Consider the following 12,228-nt stretch of genomic DNA (forward strand, 5'->3'; position numbering starts at 1 on the left):
TTGGGGGCAATGGCTGTTTGGGGCGCCGTGGCGTTGATCGCCGCGCCGGCACTGGCGCAGGACAAACCGATCACCGACCGGGACCCGAACGCGGTAGACATCGCCAAGACGCCCATGACCGATCTGAACGTCGGACGGGACAAGGAAATCCCGGCCTTGCTGATTCGGGCGACAGACCACCCCTATTCACTCGCGAATCTGGGCAAGTGCCGCCAGCTGGCAGGCGCGATCCAGCAACTGGACGAGGTGCTTGGCCCCGATATCGACCTGCCCGCCGCCGAGCGCGAGCGGATCAGCGCCGGACGCGTGGGCAAGTGGGTCGTCGCCTCGCTGATCCCGTTTCGCGGCCTGATCCGCGAAGTGTCCGGCGCCAACGCGCAGGACCGCAAGGTCAACGCCGCGATCCAGGCGGGCCTCACCCGTCGCGGCTTTTTGAAGGGCGTGGGCGAGGCGAAGGGGTGCCGCTATCCCGCCGCCCCGGCCCCGGCCAGCGTCGTTCAGGCGCGGCTTGAAAAGCTGGAAAAGGGGGATGCCAAAGGCGCCGGGCATAATGGCGAACTGGCGTTCAAGTCCGAGCCTGACGTCAAGCAGACCAGCCCCCAGCCGTGACCGCGTCATACGTGCGCAGCGCCGGCATCGCGCTGGCGCTGATGGTAACCGGTTGTGGACAAGGCGACCCGGCTGCGTCGCCCACCACCGCCAAGGCGGGCATCGCGGGCGCATCGTCAAGTTCTTCGCAAGCGCCGATCCAGAGCAATGCGTCGCAAGCCCCTGTGCCGGCTGACCAGACCCTTGCCAGTGCGCCGCCGCAAGCAGACACTGCGCCTGTCCCCGCAGCCTCCGCGCCCATCGCCTGCTCGTCCGACATCGGCGAATCCGCCGCTGCGGCGCTGGTGTCGCAATGCGTGGCGGTGTCTCCCGCCACGCATCCACCATGCAACGCCGCCAATTCCTGCGCGATGATCCGCAACGAGATCGCCCGCAGTTGCGCGCTCATCGGTGACGATGCCAAAAACACCGCGCAGTGCCGCTATGAGCCAACCAGTCGGGCCGCTGCCGCCGACATGGTCCAGCGCTATTATGCCGCCATCAACGCGCATGACTACGCATCCGCCTACGAATTGTGGGGACCGAACGGTGGGGCCAGCGGCAAGACCCTGCCACAATTCTCCGCCGGTTTCGCGCAGACAGTGCGCACGAACGTGACAGTCGGTGCCGTATCGCCGGTCGAGGGTGCGGCGGGTTCGCTGTACGTGACGGTGCCGGTCAAGATCGATGCGCAACGCACCGATGGCACCCGTCAGCGCTTCGCCGGTACCTACACGCTGCGGCAGGTCAACCGGGGCATGGGCTTGTCGCAAGGCTGGCACATCGCATCCGCCGCGCTGCGCCCGGCCTGACGCGAGGTCAGCTACCAGCAGCCTCGCGCCGGGCGTCGGCGATTTCACTGTCGAGTTCGGCCAGCGTCTGCGCCTTGATATGCGCATCCAGGGCCGTGTTGGCGGCAATGGAATTCCGGGCGGCGCCCAGCGCATCCAGCGCGGCATGTTTGGCCGCTTCGGGCTCCCCGGTGCAAATCACCCGCGTGTTCGCATTTCTGGGCGGTGGCGATCTGTCCGCCGGGCAGCGCGAATCCAGCACCATCGTTCGCGCCGTCACCGATCCGCCTTCGCGTTGGACGATGCGGATCGTGCGCAGCGTACCGTCGGCAGACGTAGTGTCCTGCACTTGCGGCGTGCGCGCCTGTGCCCGCGCTGCCATTCTGGCGCCATACGCGGCCCGTTCCGCGCTGGCACGCAATGCAGCGGCAGTTGGCGCAACAGGCGGCACAGGCGGCATCGGTGGAACGGTCGTGAGCGGGGCGAGTGGCGGCATGGGCGGAAGCGGGGCGACAGGCGCTGCGGAATAACTGCTGTCCATCGGCGGGGCGCGCCCGTCTGACTCAACAGGATCGCTGGCATCGGATACGTCCGGCACGTCGGCCATCGGTGCCTCGTCCTGCGGCACCGCCCGATACGCACGCGGCGCTGGCACCGCCGGGGCGGTAGGGCGAACCTGCACGCCGCCGGCATCATCCATCGCGGCATAGCTGATCGTGGCGGTGGCCGGCACGGCGACGATGGCCAGTGCGAACAGGCTGCGCCCCAGCACGCGCCGTGCGGGCGTGATATCATGCGCGGACAGCGCCTTCAGGCGTTGCACGATCGGTTTTGCGCCGGACAGCGGTCCGGCCATGGGTGCCGCCAGGCCCAGCCGGGTGCCGCCGGCCATCGATGCGATCAACTGGCCGTAGCTGGCGCGCTCGGCGCGGGTGCGTCCCGCCATCACGCGCGCATCGCAGAACGATTCCTGATCCGCGCGCACCGCCCGCCATGCCGCCCAGCCCAAGGGATTGAACCAGTGCAGCGCAAACAGCGGCTGCATCACGATCAGCGCCAGCAGATCGCTGCCATTGTGATGCTCCATCTCGTGGGTGATGACGAAGTCCGAGGTTTCACTGTCCGCCTCGGCCAGGAAATTCCACGGCAAGGCGATCACCTTGTCGAACACCCCGAAGGCCAGCGGTGCGGTGATCGCGCGCGTTTCCACGATGCGCACGGCGCCGGACCGCGCTACCAGCCGCGCATCGGCCAGCAGATCCCGGCGCATCCAGCGATAGGTGACGAAGCGCCAGGCCAGAAAAAGCAGCGCGCCGGTTAGCCATACGGTCAGCGCCACGCTCATCCAGGGAACCTGCGACAGCAGGCCGGGCGCATCCGTAACGGGTGGGGCAGCGTGCGCCAGCGGGACCGCCGATGGCAGCGCAGCACCGCCAGTAACCGTGTGCATGGTTTCGACGGAGGGCACATCGGCGGCCGACGCGGTCAGCGACTGCACCCCGACGGTCAGGTGCGGCAAGAGCCCGCGCGGTAGCGCGAGCGGTGGCAGCACCAGCCGGATCATCGGCAGCGCCCATAAGGCATACGCCGCGCCCGCGCCGAACCAGCGCGAAACCGGGCGGCGCACCGCCAGCACCAGCGCCATCAGCGCGCCGGTGTACACCAGCGTATCGGTCAGCCATTCGATCATGACTTCAGCTCCTTGAGCAGGGCTTCGATCTCGGCGATGTCGTCGTCGGAGAGTTTTTCGGCCTGCGCCAGATGGGCGAACAGCGGCGCGGCCCGGCCGCCGAACAGCCGGTCGACGAGCCGGCGGCTTTCACCGCCGACATACGTGTCGCGCTCGATGCGCGGGGAATAGAGAAACCGCTTGCCGTCCGGCTCGGTGGTGACGGCCTGCTTGGTGACAAGGCGCGAGAGCAGCGTCTTGACGGTCGCCAGCGTCCATCCGCGCGGGCCACACACTTCCTCGCACACTTCCTGTGCGGTCAACGGGCTGCGATGCCACAAGGCTTCCATAACGGCCTGTTCCGCCTCGGAAATCCGCTCGGTCTGTTCGGGCAGTTTCGGCACTAAAGAGTCCTCGTTTACAGACGTAACCGATTACGTCTGTAAACATGAACGCTCGATGAATGAAACGGGCGCTGTACGGCAGCGGAAGGCCCTGCAGGTCAGGCTTTCTTGAGCGCCATGCCGAGCTGGATCAGAAATACCGCGCGCACGGTCAGGCTGATGGCGACAATTAGCGCCAGAAACGCCAGCGCGGTTGCCGGCATCGCGAACAGCAGCACCAGGCCCAGCACCACGTCAAGAGCGCCCAGCAGCAGACGCCAGCCGCGATCGTGCCGGGCCTTGAGCGCAAACGCGATCTGGAATCCGCCCGACACCAGCAGCCACGCGCCCATCGCCCACACCAGCGACAGCGCACCGGCCACCGGATTAACGATAGCGAAGATGCCGGCAACCACTGCCAGCACACCCAGCAGGATCTCCACCCACCGCGCGCGTGTCGACAGCGACGTCCATCCTGCCGCGATCGCCGCCACGCCGTACACCAGCAACACGACGCCTAGCAGCAGGCCGGTGGCAACGCCCGCGACCAGCGGGTTCACCAGCACCACCAGCGCCACCACCAGCAGCAGGATGCCGTAGCCCAGCACCCAGCCCCAGCTGTTGCCGGGCGCGCGGGTCATCTGGCGGACCAGCGGGTCAGCCTCCACCTGCGGTTCGAGCAGCGGGTCGATGGTAGAGCGTTCCATGCAAGGCGTCCTGTGCGGCAGCGGTCGGTTTCATCGGAACAATGCACAAGGCCCGCGCCGGTTGCGCGCACGAAAAAGGGCGGCGCGCCTTGCCGGCCCGCCGCCCTTTTCGAAGTGTCCGTCGATGCGGGCGATCAGTACACGCGGGCTTTGGGCTTGATGTACTCAACGTCGTCGGTAAGCGTGAATTCGTGCACCGGACGGTAGCCGATCTTCACGTCGCCGCCCTTGCCGCCCCAGCCGTTGAACCAGGTTGCGGTGTGCTTCATCCACTCGGCATCGTTGCGGTTGGGGAAATCCTCGTGCGCATGGGCGCCGCGGCTTTCCTGGCGGTTCTGCGCGCCGTGCAGCGTCACCGTGGCCTGTGCGATCAGGTTGTCCAGTTCCATGGTTTCCACCAGGTCGGAGTTCCAGATCAGGCCGCGATCGGTGACCTTGATATCGTTCATCTTCTGATACGTGGCGGCCAGCTTTTCCTTGCCTTCGACCATCAGTTCGTCGGTCCGGAACACTGCGGCGTGCAGCGACATCGTGCGCTGCATCTCGGTGCGGATTTCCGCCGTGGTCGAACTGCCGTTGGCGTTGCGGAAGTGATCCAGACGGGTGAGGGCCAGATCCGCCGAATCCTTGGGAAGTTCCGGCTGGGTGCCGTTGGGCGTCAGGTTTTCCTTGAGATACAGGCCGGTCGCACGACCGAACACCACAAGGTCGATCAGCGAGTTGGAGCCCAGACGGTTGGCGCCGTGGACCGAAACGCACGCCGCCTCGCCCACCGCGAACAAGCCCGGCACCACGGTTTCGGGATCGCCATCGGGGCCGATGGTCATCACGCGGCCATTATAGTCGCACGGGATGCCGCCCATGTTGTAATGCACGGTGGGCACCACGGGCAGCGGCTGGCGGGTCAGGTCGACGCCAGCAAAGATCTTGCCGCTTTCGGTGATGCCCGGCAGACGTTCGCCCAGCACCTTGGGATCGATGTGATCGAGGTGCAGGTAGATATGGTCCTTGTGCGGACCCACACCCCGGCCCTCGCGGATTTCCAGCGCCATCGAGCGCGACACGACATCGCGGCTGGCCAGGTCCTTGGCGGACGGCGCATACCGCTCCATGAAGCGTTCACCTTCGGAATTCGTGAGGTAACCGCCCTCGCCGCGCGCGCCTTCGGTGATGAGCACGCCCGCGCCGTAGATGCCGGTAGGGTGGAACTGCACGAATTCCATGTCCTGCAGCGGCAGGCCGGCGCGAAGCACCATGCCGCCACCATCGCCGGTGCAGGTATGGGCCGACGTGGCGGTGTAGTAGCAGCGCCCGTAGCCGCCCGTCGCCAGCACCACGGCCTGCGAGCGGAAGCGGTGGATCGTGCCGTCATCCATGCACAGCGCGATCACGCCCACGCACTTGCCGCCTTCCATGATGAGGTCGATGGCGAAGTATTCGATGAAGAAGTCCGCCGCATACTTCAGGCTCTGCTGGTACAGAGCGTGGAGCATCGCGTGGCCGGTACGGTCAGCGGCGGCGCAGGTACGCTGCACCGGCGGGCCTTCGCCCATGTTCTGCATGTGGCCGCCGAACGGGCGCTGGTAGATCGTGCCGTCCGGGTTGCGGCTGAACGGCACGCCGGCGTGTTCTAGTTCGTACACGGCCTGCGGCGCTTCGCGCACCATGTATTCGATGGCGTCCTGATCGCCCAGCCAGTCAGACCCCTTGACGGTGTCGTACATGTGCCAGGTCCAGTGATCGGGCGTGTTGTTCTTGAGGCTGGCCGCGATACCGCCCTGCGCTGCCACGGTGTGTGAGCGGGTGGGGAACACCTTGGTGATGCACGCTGTGCGCAGGCCCGCTTCGGCCGCGCCCATCGTGGCGCGCAGGCCCGAGCCGCCCGCGCCGACGACGATGGTGTCATACGTATGGTCGATGATCTTGTAGGAAGGGGCGGACATCAGGCGTGGGCTCCGAGCGCGAGGCGAACGATGCAGAACACGCCGAACACGGCGCCGCCGATGGCGGCCAGGTTCAGCGCAATCATCAGGACGAGCTTGTTGGCATCATGGACGTAATCCTCGATCAGCACCTGCAGGCCGAGGCGCGCGTGCCAGAACGTGGAGACGACCAGCAGCAGCATCATGACCGCCGGCACCGGCCGGGCGATCCATTCCACCACGGTGGCGTAGGACAAGTCCGGTAGCAGCAGCAGCGATACAACCAGGAACAGCACCGTCAGCAGGTTGCTGATGGCGGTGAAGCGATGCACCAACCAGTGATGCACGCCGCCCTTGGCCGAGCCGAGGCCGCGCACGCGGCCGATGGAGGTTCCGTTACCCATGATTCACAACCCTCAGCGAAGCAGCACGATCGCCCAGAAGGCGACGGTGAGCAGCACGCCCACGATGGGGCAGATCAGCGCCCAGGTCTTGTTGACCGACAATTCATAGCCGGCGCCGGTATCCAGCACCAGATGGCGCAGGCCGCTGCTCATGTGCGAGAAGAACGCCCACGTGATGCCCACCAGCACGAGATAGCCGATCGGCGAGGTCATCACGCTTACGAAGGTCGCGTAGGACGCGGGCCCTCCGGCAAGCGCGCCCAGCCACCACAGCAGCACGCCCAGCGCGGCAAAGGCCATGCCATCGCCGGTGACGCGGTGCAGGATCGACACGAACATGTGCGGGCCCCACTTCCAGATCTGGAGGTGCGGCGAAAGCGGACGGTTCTTGGTCCCGGCATTGGCCATGGCGCTTGCGAATCCCCTTGCCTGCGGCGGCGCGACAACGCCGCCCTGTTGCATGCCCCTTAGACAAATCGAAGCGCGGTGCAAGCATCGGCGGCGCAAAACTACGCCTATCCAATGTGCTGGAGAGGGTAGCGGCAATGCCTGCAAGATCATAAAGCAGGGGATATGAAACCTAGTTTGAAAGCTGCGGCGTTGTCTTTTGCGCTGGCCCTGCTGCCTGCTGCCGCCCATGCCGCGCGCCCTGCCGCCGATCAATTCACCCCCGCCGCTCTGGCCAAGGCCTGCGCGGGCAAGGATGGGTGGACCGACCCCGCGCCGCCCGCCCGCGTTTACGGCAATACCTGGTATGTGGGCACGTGCGGCATCACCGTGATCCTCATCACCAGCCAGAACGAGGGACGCGGTTCGCACATTCTCATCGACGGCGGCCCGGCTGCGGCGGCGCCGCTGGTGCTGGCCAACATCCGGCGCGCCGGGTTCAACCCGCGCGACGTGCACTGGATCGTCGCCACTCACGAACATGACGACCATGCCGGCGCCCTGGCCACGATCCAGCGCGCGACCGGCGCGCTACTGGCCGCGCTGCCCGCCCAGAAGACCGCGCTGGAAGCGGGCCATGCCTCCGCCCAAGACCCCCAGGCAGCGGGCCTGAAGCCGATCAGCCCGCTCAAGGTGACGCGGACGCTGGCCGATGGCGGCAAAGTCGTGGCCGGCACCGTGATCGTCACCGCTCATGCCACGCCTGTCCACGCGCTCGGGTCCACCAGCTGGACCTGGCAATCATGCGTAGCGCCCGGCCAATGCCGCACCATCGCCTATGCCGACAGCGCCTCGACCATCTCGGAAGGCGACTACCGCTTCAGCGACCACGCCGACCGCATCCGCGCCATCCGCGGCGCGTTGCCCAAGATCGCCAAATTACCGTGCGATATCCTGATCACGCCCCACCCCTCGCAAAGCGACCTGATGGAACGCTTTGCCGGTGATAAGCCGCTCGTCGATCCCGGCGCCTGCCGCGCCTATGCCGATGCTGCGCGCGTCCGGCTGGAGGCGCGGCTCGCCAAGGAAGAGCAGAAGCCGCGATGAGCTGGAAAGTCACCGCCTTTGCCCCGCGCCCCATGATCGAGGGCGCGCTGGTCGCTCACGAAGACGCGTGGGACTGGGATCATGATATCGTCCTCTCAGGCCGCGAAGTAGCGGAAGACCAGCCGGACGACTGGCAGCTGGAAGCCTGGCTTGATCGCAAACCCACCCGGGCTGACAAGGCCGCGATTGCGCGCCTGTTCGCCGGTAGCACTGCGCCTGCTCCCAAGCTGAGTGTCGAGCAGCTGCCCGACACCGACTGGCTGGTGGCCAGCCAGGACGGCCTGGAGCCGATCCGCGCCGGGGTGTTCCACGTCCATACGCCCGATCATCCCGCCAGCAATGAGCCGGGGCTGTTCGATTTCACGATCCCCGCCAGCCAGGCGTTCGGCACCGGCCACCACGCCACCACAGCGGGGTGCCTGGCGATGCTGACGCACATGAAGGCGCACGGCGTGATCGTGCGCAACTGCGCCGATATCGGCACCGGCACCGGCCTGCTCGCCTTTGCCGCGCTCAAATTGTGGCCGCATACGCTGGCCATCGCCAGCGATATCGATGGGGTGTGCGTAGGCGTGGTGGAAGACAACGCAGCCGCCAACGGCATCGCCCTGGGAGCCGGTCGGGGCCAGCTGACGATGACGGTGGCGGCGGGAATGGACAACCCGCTGATCGCGGCGCGCGGGCCTTATGATCTGGTACTGGCGAATATCCTGGCCGGCCCACTGGTGTCGCTCGCCCCCGATTTTGGCAAGGCGCTGGTGCCCGGCGGCCATCTGCTGCTGGCCGGTCTGCTGGAAACGCAGGAAGCGGCGGTGCGCGCCGCGTGCGCGCGGGCCGGGCTGCGCTTGGCCGCACGCATGGTGAGTGGAGACTGGTCGATCCTGTGGCTACGCAAGCGCCGCCGTTGGCAGGACTAGGCGGCGTAAAGGTCCAGCCGCTGAAGCGCGCGGCTGCTGCCGACCATCAGCGCCTGCTGCGCGGCTGATAGCGGTGCGTCAAAGGCAACACCGGCGCGGTCCTGCACGATCCAGCGCACGGTTGCGCGCACGCAGCCCCCTTCCAGCGCAAAGCTGACGCGCTGGCCCTGCGCCAGGCTTTCAGCCTCCAGCACCAGCTGGCACCCGTCCTCCGAGATGTGACGTGCCATTGCCGATGCGTGCGCAGGCTGGGCCTGCAGCGTGGAGGCGTTGGCGCCCGTCATGGCAACGGAGTCGGTGGTCATCCGCAAGGTCATTAACAGTGGTGAATCGGTTGTAAATGCTTCCTGCGATCGAATGCGTACATTTTACACAGTTTCTACAGGCACTTAGGGGAAATATCGTAAATACCCGTTAACCTTTCGTGATTGCCGCAAATTAACGCTTCTACGCAATACTACTTGGGCGACAGGGGTTTGGCGCAGAAACGGAAAACCAGTCATGGATGACGTCGATACCGCCCGGCCGGCCGTGGTCACCGGGCCACTGGGCGAGCCGCTCAGCAAGGACACACTGCCACCGCCCAATACATCGCGCTGGGTAGTGCGCCGCAAGGCCGAAGTGGTTGCCGCCGTGAACGGCGGGCTACTGACCTTCGCCGAAGCGTGCGAACGCTATGGCCTGACGCTGGAGGAGCTGGCCTCGTGGCAACGCTCGATCGAGCGTGAAGGGATGGCGGGCCTGCGCGCCACGCGCGTCCAGCACTATCGTCAGGTCCACGAGCGGCGCGGCCGCTACAGCTGACGCACCCTATCCGGCAGCCTTGACGATCGCCGCCCATTCCTCTTCGGTCAGGACGGTGATCCCCAGTTCCGCCGCCTTCTTCAGCTTCGAACCCGCGCCCGGCCCCGCCACCACGATGTCGGTCTTGGGCGATACCGAACCCGCCGCCTTGGCGCCAAGCCGCTCGGCCTGCGCCTTGGCCTCGTCGCGGCTCATCGTCTCCAGCTTGCCGGTGAACACCACGGTTTTGCCCGAGACTTCGCTCTGCGTCGTCTCGACGATGTAAGGCGGGGGCGACACTTCGGACAGCAGATCGTCCCACACCGCGCGGTTGTGCTCTTCATGGAAGAAGTCGCCCAGCGCCTCGATGACCACCGGCCCGACCCCGTCGATCGACACCAGTTCGGCGTAGGCGTCCGTAGCCGCTTGCCCGGCCGCCTCCCCGTCCTTGACAGGCGCCTGCTCGGCCAGCGCGCGCAGCGCCGGCAGGGTGGTGAAGCGCTTCATCAGATCGCGCGCCGTCACCGCGCCGACATGGCGGATCCCCAGTCCGAATAGCAGCCGCGCGGCATCGGGCGCACGCTTGTTTTCCACTGCCGCCAACAGGTTGTCCACAGACTTGTCCTTCCATCCCTCCAGCGCCAGGATCTCGGACCGGCGCTTGCGCAGGCGGAAGATGTCGGCGGGGCTTTCCAGCCAGCCGTGCGCGAAAAACTCATCGATGGTCTTTTCGCCCAGCCCCTCGATATCGAGCGCCGCACGGCTGACGAAGTGCTTCAGCCGCTCGGTCCGCTGGGCGGGGCAGATCAGCCCGCCTGTGCACCGCACGTCCACCTCGCCCTCCTCGGCCACCGCTTCCGAACCGCATTGCGGGCAATGATCGGGAAAGACGAAGGCGGGGCGCGCCGCATCCCGAGTAAGGTTGTCCACCACTTGCGGGATCACGTCGCCCGCGCGTTGCAGCACCAGACGATCGCCGGGGCGCACCCCCAGCCGCGCGATCTCGTCGCGGTTGTGCAGGGTCACGTTGGTCACCGTCACCCCGCCCACCAGCACCGGGCGAAGGCGGCCCACCGGCGTCAGCTTGCCGGTGCGGCCCACCTGGATATCGATCGATTCCAGCGTCGTCTCGGCGCGTTCAGCCGGAAACTTGTGCGCCAGCGCCCAGCGCGGCGACTTGGCGACGAAGCCCAGCCGTTGCTGCAAGTCCAGTCGGTCGACCTTGTAGACCACCCCGTCGATCTCGAACGGCAGCGCGGCGCGTCCGTCGCGAATGGCGCGGTAAGCCTCCAGCATATCATCCAGCGTTTCGCAGCGGCGGAATTGCGGGGAGACCGGCAGGCCCCAGCTTTCGATGCGCCGGATCACCTCGTGCTGGCTGGCGCCGGGCAGCGCGCTGGCTGCGCCCCAGCCATGCGCCCAGAACCGCAAGGGGCGGCGCGCAGTGACCGACGCATCCTTCTGCCGCAGCGATCCGGCGGCGGCGTTGCGCGGGTTGGCGAACTGGCGCACTTTCGCATCGTCGAACGCCTCGCCGCGCGCCTCTGCCAAACCGCGCGCCTCGTCCATCAGCTGCGCGTTCAGGGCCAGGAACGCAGCCTTTTCCATGTAGACTTCGCCGCGGACCTCGAAAATCTCTGGCACATCATCGCCAGCAAGTTGCTGCACGATGTCGGGAATGTGGGCCACGTTGGGCGTCACGTCCTCGCCCACCTGCCCGTCCCCGCGCGTGGCGGCGCGCACCAGCCGCCCGTGTTCATAGCGTAGCGAGCAAGACAAGCCGTCGATCTTGTCCTCTGCCGTCATCGCCAGCGGCGCATCGGCAGGCAAAGACAGGAACCGGCGGATGCGGCCTAAAAACTCGGCCACTTCCTCGTCGGCAAAGGCATTGTCGAGGCTCATCATCCGCACCTCGTGCACCACTTTGCCCAGCGGCGAGGCGCCGACGTCGTGCCCCACTTTGGCAGCGGGCGAATCGGCGCGGACCAGAAGGGGATAGGCCGCCTCCAGCGCGGCATTGCGCCGCACCAGCGCATCATATTCCGCGTCTGTGATCTCGGGCGCATCATCCGCGTGATACAGGCGATTGGCCCGGTTGATCTGGCGCGCCAGACGCATCAGTTCGTTGGCGGCTTCGGCTTCGCCAGCGGCGTCGTTGGAAGGCGTTTTTTCAGTCATCGTTTCTGTTCAAGTGCGGCATGAGCATCACGCTGGGTTTCCATTGCGCGCCTGCCCGCTGGCTACAAGACGAGGCGCAGGTGCCTGACGGATCAGATGCCGATTTGAGCACATTTACGATGTTGGATCGAGAACCGCTGAACGCCCATATCGTGGGTGACATAGCCCACCGGGCAACGGGAAACCGCACCATCCGGGTAGCGTATTTCAATGCTGCCGCTTGCATCGGAACCATCCCACCTACCCCAATACGCACCATCGACGTTTTGCATCAGGCGCGCAGATTTTCCATTCAGAGTGAGCGTTCCGCCCTCAACTTTTTCATCGACGAAGATCGCGAACATGACGGGCGTTGAACAGCCACTCAGCAAAGCCAGCAAGCCAGCTATCGC

At 66.4% G+C, this 12,228-nt stretch carries 14 protein-coding genes; 6 read left to right on the forward strand and 8 right to left on the reverse strand.

Features of this window, described 5'->3' with window-relative positions:
• Positions 1-9 precede the first annotated feature (9 nt).
• The gene (locus tag ASE49_RS10415) at positions 10-609 is read left to right on the forward strand and encodes a hypothetical protein (protein ID WP_235522934.1); all 600 of its coding nucleotides are present in this window, start codon (positions 10-12) and stop codon (positions 607-609) included.
• Positions 606-1,400 carry a hypothetical protein gene (locus ASE49_RS10420; protein ID WP_235522935.1) on the forward strand — a complete coding sequence of 265 codons (795 nt, stop codon included), beginning with the start codon at positions 606-608 and terminating at the stop codon, positions 1,398-1,400. Before ASE49_RS10415 ends, ASE49_RS10420 begins: the two co-directional genes overlap by 4 nt.
• Positions 1,401-1,407: 7 nt before the next feature.
• Here ASE49_RS10420 and ASE49_RS10425 read toward each other — a convergent pair whose 3' ends face one another.
• The 6 genes from ASE49_RS10425 to sdhC form a co-directional block, all read right to left on the reverse strand.
• On the reverse strand, positions 1,408-3,069 hold the full coding sequence (locus ASE49_RS10425; protein WP_056771574.1) for a M56 family metallopeptidase: 1,662 nt from the start codon (positions 3,067-3,069) through the stop codon (positions 1,408-1,410).
• The gene (locus ASE49_RS10430) at positions 3,066-3,452 is read right to left on the reverse strand and encodes a BlaI/MecI/CopY family transcriptional regulator (RefSeq protein ID WP_156370265.1); all 387 of its coding nucleotides are present in this window, start codon (positions 3,450-3,452) and stop codon (positions 3,066-3,068) included. Before ASE49_RS10430 ends, ASE49_RS10425 begins: the two co-directional genes overlap by 4 nt.
• A 98-nt stretch (positions 3,453-3,550) precedes the next feature.
• On the reverse strand, positions 3,551-4,138 hold the full coding sequence (locus ASE49_RS10435; protein ID WP_056771577.1) for an HdeD family acid-resistance protein: 588 nt from the start codon (positions 4,136-4,138) through the stop codon (positions 3,551-3,553).
• A 134-nt stretch (positions 4,139-4,272) separates the two neighbouring features.
• Positions 4,273-6,081, reverse strand: coding sequence for a succinate dehydrogenase flavoprotein subunit (sdhA, locus tag ASE49_RS10440; RefSeq protein WP_056771580.1), 1,809 nt, complete (start codon positions 6,079-6,081; stop codon positions 4,273-4,275).
• Positions 6,081-6,464 carry a succinate dehydrogenase, hydrophobic membrane anchor protein gene (gene sdhD, locus ASE49_RS10445; protein ID WP_056771583.1) on the reverse strand — a complete coding sequence of 128 codons (384 nt, stop codon included), beginning with the start codon at positions 6,462-6,464 and terminating at the stop codon, positions 6,081-6,083. The genes sdhA and sdhD overlap by 1 nt, the downstream gene beginning before the upstream one ends.
• Positions 6,465-6,476: 12 nt before the next feature.
• Positions 6,477-6,872, reverse strand: coding sequence for a succinate dehydrogenase, cytochrome b556 subunit (gene sdhC / locus ASE49_RS10450; protein WP_056772345.1), 396 nt, complete (start codon positions 6,870-6,872; stop codon positions 6,477-6,479).
• A 165-nt stretch (positions 6,873-7,037) separates the two neighbouring features.
• On the opposite strand from sdhC, the gene bla reads away from it, so the two are divergent.
• Positions 7,038-7,958 (forward strand): subclass B3 metallo-beta-lactamase, encoded by a 921-nt coding sequence (bla, locus tag ASE49_RS10455; RefSeq protein WP_056771586.1) that lies wholly within the window; start codon positions 7,038-7,040, stop codon positions 7,956-7,958.
• Positions 7,955-8,875: a 50S ribosomal protein L11 methyltransferase gene (locus ASE49_RS10460; RefSeq protein ID WP_056771590.1), complete on the forward strand. Its 921-nt coding sequence runs from the start codon at positions 7,955-7,957 to the stop codon at positions 8,873-8,875. Before bla ends, ASE49_RS10460 begins: the two co-directional genes overlap by 4 nt.
• Here ASE49_RS10460 and ASE49_RS10465 read toward each other — a convergent pair.
• Positions 8,872-9,180: a PilZ domain-containing protein gene (locus ASE49_RS10465; RefSeq protein WP_235522936.1), complete on the reverse strand. Its 309-nt coding sequence runs from the start codon at positions 9,178-9,180 to the stop codon at positions 8,872-8,874. The genes ASE49_RS10460 and ASE49_RS10465 overlap by 4 nt on opposite strands.
• A 196-nt stretch (positions 9,181-9,376) precedes the next feature.
• Between ASE49_RS10465 and sciP the strand changes: the two genes are divergently transcribed.
• The gene (gene sciP / locus ASE49_RS10470; protein ID WP_056771593.1) at positions 9,377-9,679 is read left to right on the forward strand and encodes a CtrA inhibitor SciP; all 303 of its coding nucleotides are present in this window, start codon (positions 9,377-9,379) and stop codon (positions 9,677-9,679) included.
• A 6-nt stretch (positions 9,680-9,685) separates the two neighbouring features.
• Here sciP and ligA read toward each other — a convergent pair whose 3' ends face one another.
• Positions 9,686-11,836 carry an NAD-dependent DNA ligase LigA gene (gene ligA, locus ASE49_RS10475; RefSeq protein ID WP_056771597.1) on the reverse strand — a complete coding sequence of 717 codons (2,151 nt, stop codon included), beginning with the start codon at positions 11,834-11,836 and terminating at the stop codon, positions 9,686-9,688.
• A 20-nt stretch (positions 11,837-11,856) separates the two neighbouring features.
• Here ligA and ASE49_RS18455 point away from each other — a divergent pair, with 20 nt between their 5' ends.
• Positions 11,857-12,192 carry a hypothetical protein gene (locus tag ASE49_RS18455; RefSeq protein ID WP_162234242.1) on the forward strand — a complete coding sequence of 112 codons (336 nt, stop codon included), beginning with the start codon at positions 11,857-11,859 and terminating at the stop codon, positions 12,190-12,192.
• Positions 12,193-12,228: the final 36 nt, after the last annotated feature.

This window comes from Novosphingobium sp. Leaf2 (assembly GCF_001421325.1).
Taxonomy (GTDB): domain Bacteria; phylum Pseudomonadota; class Alphaproteobacteria; order Sphingomonadales; family Sphingomonadaceae; genus Novosphingobium.

What these genes read in the sequence shown, in the direction of transcription:
- ASE49_RS10415 (WP_235522934.1), top strand. Translation starts at nt 10, where the DNA reads ATGGCTGTTTGGGGCGCCGTGGCGTTGATCGCCGCGCCGGCACTGGCG.
- ASE49_RS10425 (WP_056771574.1), bottom strand. Translation starts at nt 3,069, where the DNA reads ATGATCGAATGGCTGACCGATACGCTGGTGTACACCGGCGCGCTGATG.
- ASE49_RS10435 (WP_056771577.1), bottom strand. Translation starts at nt 4,138, where the DNA reads ATGGAACGCTCTACCATCGACCCGCTGCTCGAACCGCAGGTGGAGGCT.
- sdhA (WP_056771580.1), bottom strand. Translation starts at nt 6,081, where the DNA reads ATGTCCGCCCCTTCCTACAAGATCATCGACCATACGTATGACACCATC.
- sdhD (WP_056771583.1), bottom strand. Translation starts at nt 6,464, where the DNA reads ATGGGTAACGGAACCTCCATCGGCCGCGTGCGCGGCCTCGGCTCGGCC.
- sdhC (WP_056772345.1), bottom strand. Translation starts at nt 6,872, where the DNA reads ATGGCCAATGCCGGGACCAAGAACCGTCCGCTTTCGCCGCACCTCCAG.
- bla (WP_056771586.1), top strand. Translation starts at nt 7,038, where the DNA reads ATGAAACCTAGTTTGAAAGCTGCGGCGTTGTCTTTTGCGCTGGCCCTG.
- ASE49_RS10460 (WP_056771590.1), top strand. Translation starts at nt 7,955, where the DNA reads ATGAGCTGGAAAGTCACCGCCTTTGCCCCGCGCCCCATGATCGAGGGC.
- ASE49_RS10465 (WP_235522936.1), bottom strand. Translation starts at nt 9,180, where the DNA reads ATGACCACCGACTCCGTTGCCATGACGGGCGCCAACGCCTCCACGCTG.
- sciP (WP_056771593.1), top strand. Translation starts at nt 9,377, where the DNA reads ATGGATGACGTCGATACCGCCCGGCCGGCCGTGGTCACCGGGCCACTG.
- ligA (WP_056771597.1), bottom strand. Translation starts at nt 11,836, where the DNA reads ATGACTGAAAAAACGCCTTCCAACGACGCCGCTGGCGAAGCCGAAGCC.
- ASE49_RS18455 (WP_162234242.1), top strand. Translation starts at nt 11,857, where the DNA reads ATGAGCATCACGCTGGGTTTCCATTGCGCGCCTGCCCGCTGGCTACAA.